At 77.3% G+C, this 22,534-nt stretch carries 3 protein-coding genes (2 of these 3 running past the window's edge); all 3 read left to right on the top strand.

What is annotated here, in order from left to right:
* Tightly spaced (each overlapping or abutting the next), the 3 genes in view from ACFYNS_RS09765 to ACFYNS_RS09755 form a layout consistent with a single transcriptional unit that may run on beyond the window.
* Nucleotides 1-3,727: the end of an SDR family NAD(P)-dependent oxidoreductase gene (locus ACFYNS_RS09765; protein WP_388601921.1), read on the top strand. The gene continues 3,743 nt to the left of window position 1, outside the view; the window shows 3,727 of its 7,470 coding nt (coding positions 3,744-7,470); its start codon lies beyond the left edge, outside the window; it ends in the stop codon at nt 3,725-3,727.
* Nucleotides 3,717-18,959, top strand: coding sequence for an SDR family NAD(P)-dependent oxidoreductase (locus tag ACFYNS_RS09760; RefSeq protein ID WP_388601918.1), 15,243 nt, complete (start codon nt 3,717-3,719; stop codon nt 18,957-18,959). The genes ACFYNS_RS09765 and ACFYNS_RS09760 overlap by 11 nt, the downstream gene beginning before the upstream one ends.
* Nucleotides 18,956-22,534: the beginning of an amino acid adenylation domain-containing protein gene (locus ACFYNS_RS09755; protein WP_388601916.1), read on the top strand. The gene runs 21,573 nt beyond the window's last position; the window shows 3,579 of its 25,152 coding nt (coding positions 1-3,579); its start codon is at nt 18,956-18,958; its stop codon lies off the right edge, out of view. The genes ACFYNS_RS09760 and ACFYNS_RS09755 overlap by 4 nt, the downstream gene beginning before the upstream one ends.

Below are 22,534 nucleotides of genomic sequence, written 5' to 3'. Positions count from 1 at the left end.
ACCGCCCTTCGCCGCCTCGATCGCCCGCTGCGAGCAGGCCCTGGCTCCCCATGTGGACTGGAGCCCGACCGGAGTGCTGCGCGGCGACCCCGGGCAGCCCGGACTGGACCGGGTCGACGTGGTGCAGCCCGTGCTGTTCGCCACGATGGTGGCGCTCGCCGAACTGTGGCGCGCGCACGGAGTGGAACCGGCCGCCGTGGTCGGCAACAGCCAGGGCGAGATCGCCGCCGCGTGCACCGCCGGGGCGCTGAGCCTGGACGACGCCGCGCTGATCGTCGCCCGCCGCTCGCAGGCGCTGGTGGCACTGGCCGGGCGGGGCGCCATGGCCTCCGTCGCGCTGCCGACCGACGAGGTGCGCGCGCTGCTGTCGCCCTGGGGGGAGCGGGTGTCGGTCGCCGTGCGCAACGGCCCCGGCGCCACGACCGTTTCCGGGGAGCCCGAAGCGGTCGCCGAGGTCGTGGAACGTTGCGTCGCCGACGGCGTCCGCGCCAAGCTCGTCGCGGTCGACTACGCCTCGCACTCCGCGCAGGTGGCCGAGTTGGAGGAGCGGCTGCGTACCGACCTGGCCGGTGTCCGCCCGGCCGCACCCCGCATTCCGCTGATGTCCACCGTGGACGCCGCCTTCGTGCGGGACGCCGCACTCGACTCCGGCTACTGGTACCGCAACCTGCGCGAGACGGTCCGCTTCGACGAGGCAGTCGGCGCCCTCCTCGATGCCGGGCACCGCGCCTTCGTCGAGGTCAGCCCGCACCCGGTGGCGCTCTCCGGAGTCGCCGAGTGCGCCGACGAAGCAGCCGCGGACGTCGCCCTCGTGGAGACGCTGACCCGCGACGAGGGCGGGCCGGAGCGGTTCTTGCGGTCACTGGCCAAGGCGGACGCGCACGGACTGCCGGTGGACTGGTCCCAGACCGTGCGGGGCGCCGTGGTCCCGCTGCCGACCTACCCCTTCCAGCGGGAGTCGCACTGGCTCCCCGTCCCGGCGGGCGCCGGCGACCTGTCGGCGGCCGGACTGGACTCCGTGGCGCACCCCCTGCTGGGGGCCGCCGTCGAACTCGCGGACAGCGGCACCCTCGTGCTGACCGGGACCCTCTCGGTCGAGGAGGCGCCCTGGCTGGCCGACCACGCGGTGCTCGACACCGTGGTGCTGCCCGGTACGGCCTGTCTGGAACTGGTGCTGTGCGCAGCCCGCCGGGCCGGCTGCCCCACGGTCACCGAACTGGTCCTGGACCAACCGGTCGTGCTGCCCGCCGAGAGTGCGCTGACCACCCAGCTCGTGGTGGCGGAGCCCGACGCGGAGGGCCGCCGCGCGGTCACCGTGCACACCCGCGCCGACTCCGAGGGCGCGCAATGGATCCGGCACGCCACCGCGGTCGCCGGACCGGACACCGCGGACCCCCCGGACGCGGCGGCCCCGCTCGCCGTGTGGCCGCCACCGGAGGCGACCCCGGTGCCGGTGGCCGGGCACTACCCGCGGCTCCGGTCCCTCGGTCTGGACTACGGACCGGTCTTCCGCGGCCTGCGCTCGGCCTGGTCCCGAGGCGGGGACCTGTGGCTCGAGGTCGCCCTGCCGGAGAGCCCGCAGGGCGCACCGCGCGGCTTCGCGGTGCACCCGGCGCTGCTGGACGCGGCGCTGCACGGGATCTGGCTGCGCGACGGCGACGAGGGAACCTGCCGGCTGCCCTTCTCCTGGAGCGGGGTGCGGCTGTCCACGACCGCCGCGACCACCCTGCGGGTACGGCTCGCAGCCGCGGACGAGGACGGCGCGGTGGCGCTGACCGCCTGGGACGAGGACGGGGCCCCGGTGCTCACCGTCGAGGCCCTCGCACTGCGCCCGGTCTCCCCGGAACTGCTCACCGCGGACGCCGGACTGTACGCCCCGGACTGGATGCGGGCCGCGGAGCCGGACACCTCCCCCGCAACCGGCGCGAGGGAGGAGGCCCCTGTCGTCCTGGGAGCCGAACTGCCCGCCGAGGCGCCCGCCGTCGCCGTCCTGTCCTGCCCGGCCGGGGAGGACGCCGCGGCCGCGGCCGCCCGCGTGCTGGAGCGGGTGCGCGCCTGGACGGGCGACGAACGGTTCGCGGCGTCCCGGCTCGCCGTGGTGACCACCGGCGGCGACGGCGAGCTGTCCGACCCCGGCCACGCCGCCGTGTGGGGACTGATGCGGTCGGCGCAGACGGAACACCCGGACCGCTTCCTGCTGCTGGACACCCCAGAAGCAGCCCCCGACCCGGCACGGGTCGCGGCCGCGCTGGCCACCGGTGAGGCGCAACTGCGCGACCACGAGGGCCGGTTCGAGACCCCGGTGCTGCGCCGCAGCGCAGCGTCGCAGCAGCCGGCCCCGGCCCCGATACTCGGCGGCACCGCGCTGATCACCGGCGGGACCGGCGGGCTCGGCGCGCTCGTCGCCCGCGAACTGGTCACCGCGCACGGTGTGCGCCGACTTCTGCTGCTCAGCAGGCGCGGCCCGGACGCACCCGGCGCGACCGGACTCGTCGCCGAACTGGCCGCGCTGGGTGCCGACGCCGAGGCGGTCGCCTGCGACGCCGCGGACCGCGCGGCACTGGCCCGGGTCCTGGAGACCGTCCCGCAGGAGTACCCGCTCACCACGGTGGTGCACGCCGCGGGCGTACTGGAGGACCGTCCGGTGTCCGCCATGGACACCGACACCCTCCACCGCGTCATGCGGCCCAAGGCGGCGGCAGCGCAGGCCCTGCACGAGCTGACGGCGCAACTCCCCTCGGTCGCCGCGTTCGTCCTGTTCTCCTCGGTCGCCGGTCTGCTGGGCACCGCCGGGCAGGCCAACTACGCGGCGGCCAACGGCGCACTCGACGCGCTGGCCAGGACCCGGCACGCCGCCGGGCTGCCCGCGACATCGATCGCCTGGGGACTGTGGTCCCGGCGCAGCGGCATGACCGGCCAGTTGGACGACACCGCCGTGCGGCGGCTGGCGGCCGCGGGCATCGGGGAGCTGGAGACCGACGCCGGCCTGCGGCTGTTCGGCGCCGCGCTGCGGGGGGCCGCGCCGCTGGTGGTGGCCGCCCGGCTGCACGGCTCGGGCACCTCCGGCATGCTGCGCGGCATCGCGCCCGCGCGGCCCCGCCGGGCCACGCGCCAGGAACCGGTCCGCTCGGTCACCGAGGAGTTGGCCGGACTGCCCGCGGCGCAGCGGCGCTCCCGGATGGTGGCGCTCGTCGGCGCGCACACCGCGGCGGCGCTCGGGTACAGCGCCTCGCACAGCGTCGACGCAGACACCTCGTTCAAGGCGCTCGGCTGCGACTCGCTGATCGCCGTCGAGGTACGCAACCGGCTCTCCGCGGCGACCGGGCTGCGGCTGCCCGCCACCGTCGTCTTCAGCCACCCCACCCCCGCGCAGCTCGCCGTATGGCTGCTCGACCAGTTGGCGCCCCCCGCGGACGACGCACAGCCCGCACGTCCCGCGGAGGACGTACAGCGCGCCCCGGACGCACCGGCCACCGCACCGGACGGCACCGCCGCGTCCGGCCCGGCGTCCGCGTCCGGCCCCGCGCCCGGCCTCGCGTCCGCCGCCGCGGACGAGCCGCCGCGCACCGATGCCGAGGAGATCGCGCACATCCTGACCGACGCCGACGTCGGCGAACTCTTCGCACTGATCGACGCCGACTCCGAAGTCGGCGACCCTGCTGCTCTCGACGACTCCGGCGCCCTCGACGGCGCGGTCTCCCCCGGAAGGAGCCCCGATGGCCGATGAGCAGGAACTCGTCGCCTACCTGCGCCGGGCGACGGCCAAGCTCCAGCAGACCAGGCAGCGGCTGCACGCGGTCACCGAGGCTGCCCACGAGCCCGTCGCGATCGTCTCCATGGGCTGTCGCTACCCCGGCGGGGTGCGCGGACCGGAGGACCTGTGGCGGCTGGTGGCCGAGGAGAGCGACGCCGTCGGCCCGCTGCCCGGCGACCGGGGGTGGGACCTGGACGCGCTGGTCGACCCGGAGCCCGGAGTACCGGGCCGGACCTACGCGTCGGCGGGCGGCTTCCTCGACGACCCCTACCGGTTCGACCCGGTGTTCTTCGGCATCAGCCCCCGCGAGGCCGCGGCCATGGACCCGCAGCAGCGGCTGCTGCTGGAAGTCTCCTGGGAAGTCCTGGAACGCGCGGCGATCGACCCGGACTCGCTGCGCTCCAGCGCCACGGCCGTCTTCGTCGGTGCCATGGGCGGCGAGTACGGGCCGCGGCTGAGCGACGCGGACGGCGACGCCGCCGGGTACCTGCTCACCGGCACCTCGCTCAGCATCGCCTCCGGACGGCTGGCGTTCCGGTACGGGCTGCACGGCCAGGCCGTCACCGTGGACACGGCCTGCTCCTCGTCGCTGGTCGCGGTGCACCAGGCGGTGCGCGCGCTGCGGCTGGGCGAGTGCGACCTGGCCCTGGCCGGTGGCGCCACGGTGCTGACCTCGCCGGGCGTGTTCGTCGAGTTCGCCCAGCAGCGCGGCCTGTCCCGGGACGGGCGGTGCAAGTCCTACGCGGCGGCGGCCGACGGCACCGGCTGGGCCGAGGGTGCCGGTCTGCTGCTGCTGGAGCGGCTCTCCGACGCCCGGCGGCACGGCCATCCGGTGCTGGCCGTGGTGCGCGGCGGCGCCGTCAACTCCGACGGTGCCAGCAACGGGCTCACCGCACCGAGCGGACCAGCGCAGCAGCGCCTGATCGCCGACGCGCTCGCCGACGCGCGACTGGGCCCCGGCGACGTCGAACTGGTCGAAGGGCACGGCACCGGCACCACCCTCGGCGATCCGATCGAAGTGGAGGCGCTGCGCGCCGGATACGCGGACCGCCCCGCCGACCGGCCGCTGTGGCTGGGCTCCCTGAAGTCCAACATCGGCCACGCCCAGGCGGCGGCGGGCGTCGGCGGCGTCATCAAGACGGTGATGGCGCTGCGGCACGGAGTGCTGCCGCGCACCCTGCACGTCGACCGGCCCACGCCGGAGGTGGAGTGGGCGGACGGCCCGGTGCGGCTGCTGACCGAGGCGCAGCCGTGGCCGGAGACCGGCGGACCCCGCCGGGCCGCGGTCTCGGCCTTCGGCATCAGCGGCACCAACGCCCATCTGATCCTGGAGCAGGCCGACGAGCAGCAGGACGGGTACGACGACCGGCACCCCGACGCGCCGGCGCGGGCGGCCGGGCCTGCGCCCGTCGTGCTGTCCGCCGCGACCCCCTCCGCGTTGCGGCGTGCGACCGCGGACCTCGCCGCGCACCTGCGCAGCCACCCGGAGACCGGCCTGGCCGACACGGCCCGCACCCTGGCCTGCGGCCGGGCCGCGCACCGCTACCGGCGTGCCGTCCTGGCCGCGGACCGCGACGACCTGCTGCGGCAGCTGTCCGCACCGCAGGAACCGGGTACCGCGGCACCGGTGGTGTTCGCCTTCGACGCGCGCGTGCCCGACCCCGAGGCGCGGCTGGCCGCGCTGCTGGCGTCCGAGCCCGCCGCCGAGGCGTTCGCCGCCGAGTGCGGCGCCGACGCGCCCGCCGCCTTCACGCTGCTGCACACCCTGGCCCGGCTGCGGCTGAGCTGGGGCCTGCTGCCCGAGGCCGGGTACGCGTGCCCCGCCTCGGCCGGCCTCGCCCACGCCGCCGCCGGAGGGTGCGACCTGGAGACGGCACGCCGGGTGTGGGACGAGCCCGCCGCCGCCGACGGGCTCATCGGTGCCACGTTCCCCGTCCGTCCGCTGGCCGAACTGCCGCCGGACGCGGTCGCGCTGGCCGGTGAGCCGCCGCTCGAATCGCTCTGCCGCGCCTGGGAGGCCGGAGCCGCCCCGGACTGGACGGCCGTCTTCGCCCACCGGCCGGGCCGCGGGGTCGTCCTGCCCACGTACCCGTTCGAGACCGCGCCCTACCGGCTCGACGCCGACGGCCCCGCCGGACCCGCACGGCGCGGGGACGCCGCGGAGCCGGGCACGGTCGCCGCGCAGACCCGCGAGATCGTCGTCACCGGTACCGAGCCGTTCCTCGCCGACCACGTCGTCCGGGGCGTGCCGACCCTCTCGGCCGCCGCGGGCAGCCTGCTGGGCCTCGCCGCTCTCCGCGCGCTCGACCCCGACGTCACCGGACTGCGCCGGGTCAGGTTCGACCACCCGTGCGAGGTGCCGGGGCCGCGGACGCTGACGGTGAGCGCGCGGGCGGCCGACGGCGGCCGGTTCACGCTCGGCGCGGACGGCGTCACCTGCAGCGTGGGCAGCGCCCTCACCGGACCCGCCCCCGCACCCGCGGAACCCGCACGCGCCGACGGCGGGACCGCCCTCGACCACGACCGCTGCTACGCGCTGCTGGGCGCGGGCGGGCTGGAGTACGGCCCCGGACTCCGCGGCCTGCGCACGGTCACCGTCGGGGACGGAACCGCGGTCGCCGACCTCACGCCCGCGGCGGGTGCCTCCCGGTTCGACCGCGAGGCGGCCGTGCTGGACCTGGCGATCCAGGCCGCGGCCGTCTCCGTCCTGCACACCGCCGAGCCGGGCACCCTGCTGCTGCCCGTCGCCGTGGACTCCCTCGTGCTCGAGGCCCCCCTCATCGGCGCCCGCACCGTGGCCCTGCGCACCACGGAGGACGAGGGACTGGTCCGGGCCGACATCCAGGTGCTCGACCGGCACGGGTCGGCCGTGGCCCGGCTGGGCGGCGTCGCGCTCCGGACCGCTGCGAGCCGCGGCGCCGCCCTGGTCGCCCGACACTGGGAGACCGGCCCGGAGGTGCCGCAGCCCGGACAACTGAGCGGCACCTGCCTGCTCTTCGGCACATCCGACGTCGGCACGCCGGACGCCGGGGACACCGCGGCCCTGCGGACGCTGGGCACCCAGGTGGTCACGGTCACCGAAGGCACCGCCTTCCGGCGGGTGGACCGGCTGCGCTACGAGATCGCACCCGGCCGCGCGGAGCACTGCACCCGGCTGCTGGCCGCCCTCGCCGAGGACGGCCTCACCCCCGACCGGATCCTGCACACCTGGGCGCGGGGCGCGGACCCGGACACCGTCCGGGACGGCGACCTGGACCGCAGTGTCCGCTCACTGCTGCACCTGTGCCGCGCCCTGCTCGCCACCGCGCCCGCCGGCCCGATCCGGATCGTGGTGGCGCACGACGGCGCCCCGTCCGCGCTCGGCCTCGACGGACTCGCCCGCACCGCGGCCGCCGAGGACCCTCGGCTGCGGATCAGCCTGGTCGAGGGGCCGGACGCGGTGCTGCCAGCGGAGTTCGCCGCGAGCGACCCGGTGGTGCGCCATCGTGCGGGGGTGCGGCAGGTGCGCCGCCACCGGCGGGCCGCGGCGGACGGCACCCCGTGGGCGCCGCGGGACGGCGGGGTGTATCTGATCACCGGCGGCGCGGGCGGCGTCGGACTGCGCATCGCCGCGAGCCTCGCCGAACGGGCCCGCGTCCACCTGGTGCTGACGGGCCGCTCGTCCGAACCCCGGCCGGAGGCCCGCGCGGCGCTCGACACGCTGGGCGACACCGCCCTGTCGGTGACCTACCGGGCCGCCGACGTCACCGACCGGGCCCGGATGGCGGACCTGGTCGCGCAGGTGCGGGCGGAGCACGGCGGGATCACCGGAGTGGTGCACGCCGCCGGGGTGCTGCGCGACGCGCTGCTGGCCGACACCACCGACGCGCACCTCGATGCCGTGCTGGCCCCCAAGCTGCGCGGGGCCGAGGCTCTGCACGCGGCGACGCTGGACGAACCGCTGGAGTTCTTCGCGCTGTTCACCTCGGTCGCCGGGGTCGTCGGCAACCCCGGCCAGGTCGGCTACGCCTACGCCAACGCGGTGCTGGACGCGCTGGCCGAACAGCGTGCCGCGACCGGTGCACCCGGCCGCACCGTGGCGCTGGCCTGGCCGCGCTGGCGGGACGCCGGGATGCGGCAGGGGGAGCGGCCCGCCGCGCAACTGCGGGCGCGCTACGGCCTCGGCGACCTGTCCGGCCGGGAGGCGGCTGCGGCGTTCGCCGCCGCGCTCGACGGCGCTCCGGGCGCGCTGCTGGTCGTACCGGGCGACCCGACGGCCACCCTCACCGCGCTCGACACCGTACGGGTCGAGCCGTCGTCCGCGACCGGGCAGCACGAGCCGGGCGGCGGCCCCGCGGGGCTCGGACACTCCGCGGACTCGGCCGGCACGTCCGCCGGGGCGGGCGGCGACGCCGAGCGGCACGAAGCGGACCGGGACCCGGCGGAGTCGGCCCGGCTGCTGCTGCGCGCCCTGGTCGCCGAGCAGACCAGGCTGGCGCCCGATCAGGTCGAGGACACCGTGCCGCTCGAACGCTACGGGCTGGACTCGCTGATGGTCACTCAGCTCTCCGCCGAACTGGAGATCAGGCTGGCCACCGGGTTCGACAAGACCCTCTTCTACGCGCACCCCACCCTCGCCGAACTCGCCGACCACCTGGCCGTCGCGTACCCGGACGCGCTCACCCGCCTCCGGCCGGAGCCGCCCGAGCCGTCCGCCACCGTCCCCGAACCGCCCGCCGCGGCCGAGCCGATGGAACCGCTCGCACCCTCCGTGCCGTCCGCGCCGGGCGGGGGGCACCGGTCCCCGGCGACGACCGCACCGCGCCCCGCGCAGGCCGGGGCCTTCCCCGTCGCGGTCATCGGGCTCAGCGGACGCTATCCGGGCGCCGAGGACCTGGACGCCTTCTGGGACAACCTGGTGGCGGGCCGCGACGCCGTCACCGAGATCCCCGCCCGGCGCTGGGACCCGGACCGCGACTTCCACCCCGAACGGGGCACCCCAGGGGCCAGCTACTCGCGCTGGGGCGCCTTCCTCGACGGTGCCGACCTGTTCGACCCGCTGTTCTTCGACATCTCCCCGCGCGAGGCCGCGCTGATGGACCCGCAGGAGCGGCTGTTCCTGCAGACCGCCTGGCACACAGTGGAGGAGGCCGGGTACCGGGCGGCCGACCTGGCCCGCCGCCCGGTCGGGGTCTTCGCCGGAGTGATGCACAGCCACTACCAGCTCTACGGCGTCGACGCGATGCGCGCGGGCAAACCCGTACCGGGCTCCTCGCACGCGAGCGTCGCCAACCGGGTGTCGTACACGCTCGATCTGCGCGGCCCCAGCGTCGGGGTCGACACGATGTGCTCCTCGTCGCTGACCGCGCTCCACCTCGCCTGCGCGTCGCTGCGCTCCGGGGAGTCGGAGCTCGCCCTGGCCGGCGGGGTCAACCTCTCGCCGCACCCGTACAAGTACGTCTTCCTCAGCCAGGGCAGGTTCCTGTCCACCGACGGCAGATGCCGCGCCTTCGGGGCGGGCGGCGACGGCTACGTGCCCGGCGAGGGGGTCGGAGCCGTCCTGCTCAAGCCACTGGACCGGGCTCTCGCCGACGGGGACCACGTGCACGGGGTGATCACCGGGCACGCCGCGGCGCACGGCGGCCGCACCAACGGCTACACCGTGCCCAGCCCGGAGGCCCAGCACCGGGTCGTGGCCGCGGCGCTGGAGTCCGCGGGTGTCGACCCCGCCGCCGTCTCCTACGTGGAGGCCCACGGCACCGGTACCGGGCTCGGCGACCCGATCGAGATCTCCGGCCTGGCCAACGGGTACGCGGGCGCGGAGAGCATCGCCGTCGGGTCGGTCAAGTCGGGTATCGGGCACCTGGAGTCCGCCGCCGGGATCGCGGGCCTGACCAAGGTGCTGCTCCAGATGCGGCACCGCAGGCTGGTGCCCTCGCTGCACGCCGATCCCCCCAACCCGGACATCGACCTCTCGCGCACCCCGTTCGCGGTGCAGCGCGCGGCAGCCGAGTGGCCCGCGGCGCAGGACGGGCCGCGCCGGGCCGGGCTCAGCAGCTTCGGCGCGGGCGGCGTCAACTGCCATGTCGTGGTCGAGGAAGCGGACCCGGCACCCGCAGCCGCGGAGCCGGCCGAGCGGCAGCACCGGGAGCCCCTGCTGTTCGTGCTCTCGGCCCGCGAGGAGGACCGGCTGCGCGCCTACGCCGCCCGGCTGGCCGCGTTCCTGCGCACCGCCCGCACCGAACTGGCGGACGTCGCGCACACCCTGCGGGTCGGCCGGGAGCCGATGGAGCACCGGCTCGCCGTCGTGACCGGCAGCGGCGCCGAACTGGTGTGCGCGCTGGAGGCGTTCGCCGCGGGCCGCGACGGTGCGGACGGAGTGCTGACCGGCCGCGCCCCGCGCACCGGGACCCCGCGCACCGGGGCCGCCCCGGCCGCGGCACCGGGACAGGACCCGGGAACCGGCTCCGGCTCCGAGCTGTCCGCGCAGGCCCGCGCATGGGTCGGCGGCGCCCAACTTCCCGTACCGCACCCCGGCGGACGCCGGGTGTCGCTGCCGCTGTACCCGTTCGCCGAGGAGCGCTACTGGGTCGACCTGCCGCAGCACGCCGACGCGCCGGCCGCGGCGCGCGGCACCGAGCACGTCGTGCGTGCCGACGACCCGCTGCTGCGCGACCACCTCATCCGCGGTGTACGGCTGCTGCCCGGCAGCGCCTGCCTGGAACTGGTGCGCGCCGCAGCCGAGGCGCAACGCCGCGGACCGGTACGCGGGTTGTCCTCGATCACCTGGGGCAGCCCGATCACCGCGGAGGACGGCGAGCACCGGATCCGGGTGGTCCTCGGAGCCGGAGCCGGATCCGTGGCCGGGTCCGCCGCCGGGTCCGGAGCCGAGGTGCGGACGGCTTTCGAAGTCGTCGGCGAGGACGGCGGCGTGCACGTACGCGGCACCGTCGACTTCGGCCCGCCCGAGCCCGCCCCCGCGCCGCTCGACCTCGCGGCGGTCCGCAGCCGCTGCGCCGAGCGCCGTACCGGCGCCGAGGTGCACGCCTGGTACCGGGCCGCCGGATTCGGCTACGGGCCCGCGTTCGACGTGGTCGAGGAGGTGCGCAGCGGGCCGCACGAGGCACTGCTGCGGCTCGTGGCACCGGCGGGCGGCGCGCCCGGCGGTGCGGGGCTGCTGGACCCGGCCAGGCTCGACGGTGCGCTGCGGGTGTGCCACTGGGTCGGTGGTCCGCCCGAGGGCGAGCCCGCCGTCCCGTTCAGCACGGGCGCCGTGCGCTTCCGCGGCCCGCTGCCGGAGGTCTGCTGGGCGCACGCGGTCGTGCGGCCGGGTACGGATCCGGCGCGGTTGCGCTACGACGTGACGGTCACCGACGCTGACGGCCACGAGGTGCTGCACGTGGCGGACTTCGCCCTGCGCACGCTGAACCGGCCAGTCGCGCTGCCGGTGCCGGTGACAGGGCCGGACCGCACCGGGCCGGACCCGAAGCAGCCCGCCGTCCGAGAGCCCGCCGTCCGGGAACGCGCCCTCCAGGAGCCCGACCGGACGGAACCGGCTCCTGCGGTGAGCGGCCCGCCGGAGCCCGCCGACGGTCCGCGGCCGGAGACCGCCTGGTACCGGCCCGTGTGGCGGCCCGCCGACCCGGCGGCGCCCGTGGATCCCGCACCGACCCTGCTGCTGTGCTCCGCCGACTCCGACCGCACCGTCGACGGGCCGTGGCCGCGGGTGGTGCGGGTCGCCGAGCCCGCGGACCTGGCGGCGGCCGTGCACCGCACCGAGGGCGCGCTGGACGTGCTGCTGGCCTGGGGGCTGGAGGACGGCTCCGGCCCCGAGCACGGGGCGCTCGCCGCGCTCGGACTGGCCCGGGCCGGTACCGGCCGGCAGGTGCGCTGCCTGGCCGTGGCGCCGGAGGACGGCCGGCCCGAGCAGGAGGCCGTCGCCGGGTTCGCCCGGTCCAGCGGCCGGCACTTCCCCACCTTCCGACTGGCCACCCTGCGGGTCGGCCCGGGAGTCGACACCGTTCGGGCGGCCGCCGAGGAGTTCGGCGCTCCGCACGGCGCCGAGCTGCTCCGCCGCACGGACGGCCGGTTCGTGCGGTCCGTCGAGCGGTTGGCCGGGCTGCCCGCAGTCCGGCCCGCACCGCTGCGGCCCGGCGGCACCTACCTGATCACCGGTGCCACCGGGGCGCTCGGCCGCTGGCTGGCCGGTGAACTCGCCCGGCGGTACGCCGCCCGGCTGGTGCTGGTCTCGCGCGGTGCCGAACGGCACCCCGAACTGGCCCGCCGGGTGGCCGAGCTGGGCGGTGCGGCGGCGCTGGTCTCCGCCGACGTGGGCGATCCGGCGGGAGCACGGCGCGCGGTGGCCGAGGCCGCGGCGCGGTTCGGCCCGCCGGACGGGATCTTCCACCTCGCCGGGGTCTCCGACGACACACCGCCCACCGAGGTGGACCCGGGCCGCTTCGCCGCCGGGATGGCGGCCAAGGCCGAGGGGACCGCGCACCTCGCCGCCGCGATCGCGGACCGGCCGTCCGCGCTGTTCGTCGTCTTCTCCTCGCTGGCCTCGCTGCTGGGCGACTTCGGCGGCGCCGGATACGGCACCGCCAACCGGTTCGCCGACGCCTGCGCCCTGCGCCGGGCCGGAGCGCTCACGCTGGCCTGGCCGCTGTGGATGGTCGGCGGGCTCGACGAGCGGCTGGACGAGGCGCAGTGGGCGGCCTACCGGGCGCTGGGCTTCGCCCCGTTCGCGCCGGACACCGGCTGGGCGGCGCTGGAGCAGGCGCTGGCCGCCGACGAGCCGTGGCTGATACCCGCCGTGGGCGACCAGGACCGGATCGCCCGCACCCTGAGCGCCCCCGGCACCGCCGCTCCGCCGCCCGACGCGCCCGCGGGCGCCGGGGTCGCGCGGGACCCCAGGCGCGCCCCAGCCCCCGGCGAACTGCGCGCCGTCGCGGTCGGGATGCTGCGCACCCGGCTGGCGGCCGTCCTGAAGGTACCGGCGGCGCGGATCACCGAGACCGAGACCCTGGACCGGTTCGGCATCGACTCCGTGATGATCATGGAGCTGAACGCGGCCCTGGCCGACTCGCTGCCGGACCTTCCGCAGACGCTGTTCTTCGAGCACCGCACCCTCGGCGCACTCGCCGACCACCTCACCGCACACCACTCCGAGGAGCTGCGGCGGCTGCTGCCGGCGCCGAGCGCGGCACCGGCAGCAGAACCGGGCCCGGCGTCGGCCCCGGTGGCCGATCCGGTGTCGCCGGCCCCGGCGGCACCCGGTGACCCGGCCCCGGCGGCAGCCGCAGCGTCCGCGCCGCCGCGCCCGCCCGCGCGTACCGCCGAAGCGGACGACATCGCGATCATCGGCATCAGCGGGCGCTACCCCGGGGCCGACGACCTCGACGCGTTCTGGACCCGGCTACGGGCGGGCACCGACGAGATCACCGAGATCCCCGGGGACCGCTGGGACGCCTGGGCCCACCACGACCCCGAAGGCCGCGCGCCGGACTCGGTCACCGGCCGCTGGGGCGGCTTCCTGTCCGCCGTCGACACCTTCGACTCGCGGTTCTTCCGGATGTCCCCGCCGCAGGCCCGCGCGATGGACCCCCAGGAGCGGCTGTTCCTGGAGACCGCCTGGGCGACGCTGGAGGACGCCGGATACCCGCCGAGCCGGCTGCCCGCGGCCCACCACGCCGACTCCGGTCTGGACGTCGGCGTGTTCGCCGGGGTGATGTGGGGCGACTACGCCACCCTCGCCGCCGAGGAGTCCTTCCGCGGCAACCCCGTCTCCGTGCCCGCCAACCGCGCCTCCGTCGCCAACCAGGTCTCCTACTTCGGCGACTTCCGCGGCCCCAGCCTCACCGTCGACACGGCCTGCTCCTCCTCGCTGGTCGCCGTCCATCTGGCGGCGGAGAGCCTGCGCCGCGGTGAGTGCGCCTACGCGCTGGCGGGCGGGGTCAACGTCCTGGCACACCCGCTGAAGTACGTGAACCTCAGCCGGATGAACATGCTCGCCGCCGACGGACGCTGCCGCTCCTTCGGCGCGGGCGGTACCGGATACGTGCCCGGCGAGGGCGTGGGCGCCGTGCTCCTCAAGCCGCTCGCGGCGGCGCGCGCCGACGGCGACCGCATCCACGCGGTCATCCGGGGCGACGCGGTCAACCACGGCGGCCGCACCAACGGCTACACCGTGCCCAACCCGGCCGCCCAGCAGGCGCTGATCGAGCGGGCCTGGCACGCGGCGGGACTCGACCCGGCCGACGTCGGCTACGTCGAGGCGCACGGCACCGGCACCGCGCTCGGCGACCCGATCGAGCACGCGGCGCTGGAGCGCGCCGTCGCCGGGCGCGGCCTGGCTCCCGGGAGCCGTGCGCTGGGCTCGGTCAAGTCCAACGTCGGCCACCTGGAGGGCGCGGCGGGTATCGCGGCGCTCACCAAGGTGGTGCTGCAACTGCGGCACCGGACCCTGGCGCCCTCGCTGCACTCGGCCGCCACCAACCCGAACATCGACTTCACCCGGTCGGTGTTCGCCGTGCAGCAGGAGCCGGCGGCCTGGCCCCGGACCGCGCCGGGCCGGCCGCGGCGCGCGGGGATCAGCTCCTTCGGCGCGGGCGGCACCAACGCACACCTGGTCGTCGAGGAGTACTACGACGACCGGGTGCCGCCCGCGCCCCGCGACCACCCCGAGGTGCTGGTGCTCTCCGCGCTCACCGAGGACCGGCTGCGGGTGTACGCCGGGCGGCTGGCAGCCGCGCTGTCCGCCGAGAACCCGCCCCCGCTCGCGGACGTGGCCCACACCCTGACCGCCGGCCGGACGGCGATGCGCCACCGGCTGGCGCTGACCGCCCGGGACGCCGCGCGGGCCGCGGCGCTGCTGCGCGCCTTCGCCGCGGGGGAGCGGCCCGAGGGCGTCTTCACCGGCGACGCGGACGCGCCGCACGCGCTCGGGGACGTGCTGGCCGGTACCGAGGCCGGAGCGGAGTTCGTCCGGGGGCTGCTGCGCGAGGGGCACACCGAGCGGCTGGCGCGGCTGTGGGCCTCCGGCGCCGACCTGGACTGGTCGGCGCTGCCCACCGGTCCGGTGCCGCCGCGCATCGTGTCGCTGCCGACCTACCCCTTCGAGCCCGAGCGCCACTGGCTGACCACCACCGCGTCCGGCGCCGCCGCGCCCAGTGCCATCGCGTCCGGCGCCGCCGCCGAGGTGCCGCCGCTGGTGGTACCGCCCACCGAACCGGTCGTCGCCGAGCACGAGGTGGCGGGGGAGCGGGTGCTGCCCGGCGCCGCGCATCTCGCCCTGGCCGCACAGGCTCTCGCGCCGGGCCGCACCGCGTTCGCGGTGAGCGCGGTGCGCTGGCAGGCGCCCGTGGTGGTCGGCGACCGGGCCGCGCGGCTGGAGCTGGCGACCGCGCCCGCGGACGACGGGATCGCCTACGAACTGCGCGAGGCGGACGGCGTCCGCTCCCGCGGTGTGCTGCACCCCGAGCCGTCCCCCGAGCCGGCCCGGGTCGACCGCGCGGCGCTCGTCGCCCGATGCGCCACCGAGGTGGACCCGGCGGAGATGTACGCGCGGCTGCGCCGGGACGGGCTGCGCTACGGGCCGTTCTTCCAGCTCGCCGCGTCCGTGCGCACCGGCGACGGCGAAGTGCTGGCCCACCTGCGCGCCGAGGCGCCGACCCCGCCCGGGTACGCCGTGCACCCCGGGCTCCTGGACGCGGCGCTGCACGTACTGGCCGCGGTGGTGGCCTCCGAGGACGCGCCGCCGATGCCGTTCGCCGCCGACCGGGTGACCGTCCACCGGCCGCTGCCGCACTCCTGCCACGTGCACGGAGCCGTACGCGACGGGAGGTGCGACGTCACCGTGTTCGACGACGAGGGCACCGTCTGCCTGACCGTCACCGGGCTGGTGCTGCGTACCCGCGCCGCGGCCGAACCCGACTTCCTGCACGTGCCGTCCTGGACGGTGGCACCTCCGGTGCCCCAGGACCCGGCGGCGCAGCAACCGGCGGACGGGGACCCGGCGGACGAGCCGGTGCTGATCGTCGCCGGGGCGGCCGACACCGCGCTCGCCGACCGGATCGCCGCCGCGCACCCGGGCGCCGAGGTGCTGCGCCGCGCACCGGGCGAGTCGGCCGCGGACTTCTGCGAACTGCCGGGCGCACACCGGGGCCTGGTCTACTTCCTCGGTTCGGTGACCGGCCCCGACGACCGGCGGGACGAGTCGGTGCTGGCGCTCTACGGGCTGCTCGCCCACCTGCACGGCCGCGGCCTGCTGCCGGGGCCGCTGCGGCTGAAGGTGATCACCGGGGACGCCTGCCCGCTGGGCGAGCGGGACGCGGCCCGGCCCGGTGCCGCGGGCCTGGCCGGGCTGGCGATGACGGTGGACAGCGAGTTCGGCGAGCTAGGGACCGCGCTGCTGGACGTGCGGGGTGCGGAGGCGGTGGCCGCACCGGACCGGGTGGCGGCGTCGATCGTCGCCGAACCGTGCGCGCCGCGGGTGCGCCAGGTGCTGCTGCGGGACGGGGTCCGCTGGACCCGCAGGCTGCGCAGGGCCCGGCTGACCGCACCCGAGCGGCCCGTGTTCCGCGAGGGCGGGGTGTATCTGCTGGTGGGCGGGCTGGGCACCGTCGGCTTCGACACGGCCCTGCACCTGGCCGGCCGCTACGCGGCCCGCCTCGTGCTGGTCGGCCGGGGTCCGCTCGACGACCGCAGGCGGGCGCAGGTGGAACGGATCGCGCAGGCGGGCGGCGAAGCGGTGTACCTGACCGCCGACATCACCGACCCCGCGCAGACGGCCGCCGCCGTGGCCGAGGCCAAGCGCCGGTTCGGCACCCTGCACGGAGTGCTCGACGCGGCCATGGTGCTGGTCACCACCCCCTTCGGGGAGCTGGACGCGGAGCGCTTCGGCGCCGCGCTGCGCGTCAAGACCGAGGGCACCCGGGTGCTGTGCGACGCGATCGCCGACGAGCCGCTGGACCTGGCGCTCTTCCACTCCTCGGGCATCTCCTTCGGCGGGAACCAGGGCCAGGCCGGCTACGCGGCCGGCAGCGGCTACCAGGACGCGTACGCGCTGGCCTTCGGCCGCACCGCGCGCTTCCCGGTGCGGGTGGTCAACTGGGGCTTCTGGCACGACGGCGGCGACCGCGACCGGCAGCGCGCCCTGGAGCGGCTGTCGGCCTCCGGCGTCACCCCGATCGGCGCCGCGGAGGGCATGCGGGCGCTGGAGCTGGTCGCGGGCGGATCGCTGCCGCAGGTGGTGGCAAGCAAGGCCGAGCAGCGGGTGCTGGCGGGGATCGGGGTCGAACCCGGCCCGGGTGTGGAGCAGATCGGGCACGCCGAGGCGGCCCCGCTGCCCGTGCCCCCGGTGGCCTCCGACCCGGTCCGGGCCGGGCGGGCCGCGGCGCATCTGCGCGCCGACCGGGCGCTCGACACACTGGCGGCCCGCCTGCTGATCGGGGCGCTGCGCGACCTCGGCGCCCGCCTCGACCCCGGGCACCCGGAGGACCGGCACGTGCTCGCCGGCCGGCTCGGCGTGGTGCCCGAGCACCGCGCGCTGTTCGACGCAGCGTTGGAGATGCTGACCGCGGCGGGCCTCGCCCGGCTGACCGGCGGCCTGTTCGAGGGCACCGCGCAGGCGCAGACCGAGGATGTCGCCGCGGCCTGCGCCGACCCCGACCGGGCCGCCGCGGCGCTGGTGGCCGGCCATCCTGGCGCGCGGCCCGCCGCCGAACTGCTGGTGCGCTGCCTGCGGGCGCTGCCCGACGTGCTCACCGGCCGCCGCGACGGGGTCGACGTGCTCTTCCCCGACGGGTCCTCCGACCTGGTCTCCCGCTTCTACCAGGCGGATCCCGTCATGGAGCAGTACAACGAGCTGCTGGGCCTGCTGCTGGCCGAAGCGGTCCGCACCGCGCCCCGGGACCGGGCGGCAGGTCCGGTCCGCGTCCTGGAGGTCGGCGCGGGCACCGGCGCCACCACGCGGGCCGCACTGGCCGCGCTGGCACCGTTCGGCGACCGGGTGCACTACACCTTCACCGACCTGTCGTCCGCCTTCGTCCGGCACGGCCGTCGCGCGTTCGGCGACCACGAGGGCACCGCGTTCCGCGTCCTCGACATCGAACGCCCGCCCGCCGAGCAGGGGTTCGGCGACGAGGCGGGCTACGACATCGTGCTGGCCGCCAACGTGCTGCACGCGACGCGGCGGATCGGGACGACCCTCGACCACGTCAAGGACCTGCTGGTGCCCGGTGGTCTGGTCGTGGTCGACGAGGGTGTCCGGCCCGCCGCCTATCTGACCCTCGTCTTCGGTCTGACCAGCGGCTGGTGGCTGCCCGAGGACACCGCGCTGCGGCTGCCGGCCGCGCCCGTGCTCAGCGCGTCCCGCTGGCTGGACGCGCTGGGCGCGGCCGGGTTCGCGCCCGCCGCCGAACTGGCCCTGCCCGACGAACCCGCCGACCAGCGCCTGCTCGTCGGCCGCGCCGACGGGCTGCGGACGCGCCCGGCCCCGCCGGCCGGATCCGCGCAGCACACCGGAGCACCGGGACACACCGGAGCACCGGAGCAGGCCGGGCCGCGGCAGCAGGCCGGAGCGGCGGAACACACCGGACCGCGCCGTGCCGAGACGTCCGCCGTACCGGCCGGCACCTCACGGGAGGCGACCGAGCGGCAGGTGACCGAGGTCTTCGCCCGGGTGCTGGAACTGCCGCCCGACCGGCTCGCACCGGACGCGGCCTTCGCCGACCTGGGGGTCGACTCCCTGGTGGCCCTGGAGCTCACCAAGGCGCTGGAAGCCGACCACGGTTCGCTGCCCGCGACGCTGCTGTTCGAGCGGACGACGATCCGGCGGCTCGCGGACCATCTGCACTCCCGCGCGGGCGGCCCGGCGGTCGCGGCCCCGGCGCCGGCCGCGTCGGCGCCCGCACGGCCCGCACCGGGCGAAGCCGCCGCCGTACCGTCCCGGGCCGCGCACACCGCCGCTCCCGCACCGGCCACCGCGCCCCCGCCCGCACCGCGGCCGACGCCGCCCGGACCGCGAACGGGCCCGCCGCCCGCACAGCGGCCGGACCCGCGGCCCGCCGCGCCGGCAGCGGCCCCCGCGCCGGCAGCGGCCCCCGCGCCGGTGGAGGGCCCGTTGCGGGCCGCCGTGGACCGGCTGTCCGACGCCGAGGTCGACCGGATGCTCACGCTCCTGGGCGCTCTCGCCACCACGACCGACGAGAAGGGCGATACCGCATGACAGCGCAGTCCGAGCCCGGCCGCCCCGTCACCGGACAGGCCCCGGCCGACCGCCGCGAACTGCTCGCGCGGATCCTCGCCGACCTCGGCCTCGCCGCCGCGCCCGCGACCGAGGTCGCGATCATCGGCGTCGCGGGCCGCTACCCGCTGGCCGACGACCCGGGCCAGTTCTGGCGCAACCTGCGCGCCGGACGCGACTGCATACGGGAGGTCCCCGCCGACCGGTGGTCAGCGGCCGACCACTACGACCCGGCGGGCGGGCCCGGCCGCAGCTACAGCAAGTGGGCCGGATTCCTCGACGACGTCGACGCCTTCGACCCGCTGCTGTTCCAGATCTCGCCCAGCGACGCGGAGGACATGGACCCCCAGGAGCGGCTGTTCCTGGAGACCGCCTGGGCCGCCGCCGAGGACGCCGGATACCCGCCGCGGTCCCTGGGGGACGGCGGCCCGGTCGGCGTGTTCGCCGGGGTCATGAACAACGACTACGAGTGGATCGGGGGCGAGGCGGAGGCCCGGGGCGTGTTCACCCACGCGCGCTCCAACCACTGGTCGGTGGCCAACCGGGTGTCCTACACGCTCGACCTGCACGGCCCCAGCCTGACCGTGGACACCGCCTGCTCCTCGTCGCTCACCGCCCTCCACCTCGCCGTGCAGAGCCTGCGCAGCGGCGAGTCGGCGCTGGCCCTCGCGGGCGGCGTCAATCTGATCCTGCACCCCTCCCACCTGTGGCACCTCTCCGACCGGCGGATGATCTCCCCCGGGCGGCACAACCGCGCCTTCGGGGCCGGTGCCGACGGCTTCGTCGACGGGGAGGGCGTCGGCGCCGTCCTGCTCAAACCGCTGGCCGCCGCGGTCGCCGACGGCGACCGGGTGCTCGGCGTGATCCGCGGCAGCGCCCTCAACGCCGGGGGCCGCACCAGCGGTTACACCGTCCCCGACCCCGGCAGCCAGGCCGCGGTGATCGCCGAGGCGCTGCGCCGCGCCGGGGTGGACCCGGTCGAGGTCGGCTGCCTGGAGGCGCACGGCACCGGCACCCCGCTCGGCGACCCGCTGGAGGTCGCCGGACTGCGCGAGGTCTTCGGCGGGCTGCCCGCGGGAAGCTGCGCGCTCGGCTCGGTCAAGTCCACCATCGGCCACCTGGAGTCGGCCGCGGGCATCGCCGCGCTCACCAAGGTGCTGCTCCAGTTCCGGCACCGCACCCTGGCGCCGTCGCCGCACGCCGAACCGCTCAACCCGGAGATCGACCTGCGGGACACCCCCTTCCACATCCCCCGCGAGGCGCAGCCGTGGCCGTCCCCGGTCGTCGGCGGCGTCACCCGGCCCCGGGTGGCCGGGATCAGCTCCTTCGGCGGAGGCGGCGCCAACGCGCACCTCGTCGTGGCCGAGTACGTGCCGGAGCCGGCCACCGCGGCCGGGGCGCCGGCCGCCGAACGCCCGGACCGTGCCCCGCAGCTCGTGGTGGTCTCCGCGCGTACCGGCGAGCAGCTCCGGCAGTCCGCCGGCCGGCTCGCCGACTTCCTCGACGACGGCGAGCCGCACCCCGTCAACGGCGCGGCCGAACGCACCTGCGCGGTGGCGGTGGCCGAGGTGCTCGGCGTCGCCTGCGAGGACATCGACCCCGGCGCCGAACTGCGCGACCTGGGGCTGACCGCGGCCGAATGGCCGCGGCTGCGCCGCCTGCTGGCCGACCGGCTGCCGCTGCCCGCCGCGCCACCCGCGGACGGCACCGTCGCCGCGCTGGCCGCGCAGGCCGCGCGGCAGGCGGGCGAGCTGCCGCGCACCGGTGCCGAACTCGCCGACGTCGCCCACACCCTGCGGGTCGGCCGCGCCCCGATGGATGTCAGGCTGGCCCTCCTGGTCGCCGACACCGGAGCGCTGTACCGGGCGCTGCGCGCCGCCGCCGAGGGCCGGGAACCCGCCTGCCCGCACTGGTCCGGTGACCGCGCCGCGGCCCCGCGCGGTCCGGAGGGTGCAGGCACCGGGCCGGAGACCGGGGACGGTGCCGCACCGGGCGCCGGGGACGACGCCGAGGTGGAACGGGCGCTGCGGGACGCCGACCTGTCCGCACTGGGCTCGCTGTGGGCCCGCGGCGCGACCGTGGACTGGAGGCGGCTGCCCGGTCCCGCCGCCGGATGCCGGGCACCCCGTCGGATCGCGCTGCCGACCTACCCGTTCGCCCGCAAGCGCTGCTGGATACCCGCCCTTCCCCCGGCGCCGGCGCGTCCCGGAACCGGCCCGGCGGCCGCAGCTGAGCCGTCCGTTGCCGACAGGCCCGCCGCGGAACAGCGCGACCGGCTCGGCCGGTTCGTACCGCGCTGGCAGCCCGCGGGCCCGCTGCCCGCCGCCGCGCCGCCCGAGGGGCCCGAGGGGCCCGTCCTTGTGCTGGCCACCGAAGCGGCGCGGGACCTCGCCGCCGCCCTCGCGATGACCGCCGGGGACGTCCGGCTCGTGTGGCTGGACCAGCCGGACCCGGCCGGCCCGGTGGCCGCCCGGCTGCCGGACCGGGCCGGGACCGTGATCCATCTCGGCGGGGTGCGCGGCGGCACGGAGCCCCCCGGCGCTGCCGACCTGGAGCGGGGCGCGGCCTCGCTGTTCGACGTACTGATCCGGGTGCGGGCGCGCGAGCTGCGGGTGGTCACCTCGGACGTGCACCCCGTCGACGGCGGCCCCGGCGACAACCCGATGGGGGCGGCGCTGCACGGGCTGGCGCAGGTCGCCTCCGCCGAGTTCCCGGACACCCGGGTGGTGTGCGTGGACGTCGGCCGCCTCGATCCGGTCGCCGACCGGGCCGCCGCGGTCCTCGCGGAGCGCCCGCACCCCAAGGGCCGGGCCGTCGCGGTACGCGCCGGGCACCGGTACACGCGCACCCTGGTCCCGGCCTCCGGCACCGCCGCGCCGCCCTACCGGGAGGGCGGGGTGTATGTGCTCGCCGGGGGGACCGGCGGCATCGGCACCCTGCTCACCCGGCACCTCACCGAGCGGTTCCGGGCCACCGTCGTCGTGCTCAGCCGCAGTGAACCCGGCCCCGCGCACCACGCGGAGCGGGAGCGGGCCCGGCAGCACGGTGGCGAGCTGGTGCAGTTGCGCGCCGACGTCTCCGACCCCGCGGCGGTGGCCGCCGCGTTCGACCGGGTCAGGGACCGGTTCGGCGCCGTGCACGGGGTGTTCCACCTCGCGATGACCTTCGACGACCGGCCGATGGCCGAGCTCACCCGCGCGGAGTTCCGTTCCGCGCTCGCCGCCAAGGTCGAGGGCACCCTCGCCCTCGACGCTGCGGCTGCCGCCGCGGACCCGGACTTCCTCGTGCTGTTCTCCTCCACCGGGTCGTTCGGCTCCAGCTCCGGCAACAGCGGCTACACCGCCGCCTCGGCCTGCCAGGACGCGCTGGGCCGGTACCTGGACGCCACCCGCGGCTACCCGGTGCGGGTCGTCAACTGGGGCTACTGGGGCGCGATCGGCTCCGGAGCCCGGGCCGGACTGCCCGCGATCTTCCGCGCGCTGGGCATCGGCGAACTCGCTCCGGAAGAGGGCCTCGCGGAACTCGCCGGCGTACTGGCCGGATCCGAGCCGCAGGTC

It is taken from the genome of Streptomyces sp. NPDC006925 (genome assembly GCF_042869575.1).
Lineage (GTDB): Bacteria > Actinomycetota > Actinomycetes > Streptomycetales > Streptomycetaceae > Streptomyces.
Note: the sequence above shows the minus strand (reverse complement) of the source record. Positions and strands in the feature narration are given on the sequence as shown.

Bases quoted from the DNA above. Each gene is read 5' to 3' on its own strand.
- ACFYNS_RS09760 (WP_388601918.1), top strand. From the start codon at position 3,717: ATGGCCGATGAGCAGGAACTCGTCGCCTACCTGCGCCGGGCGACGGCC.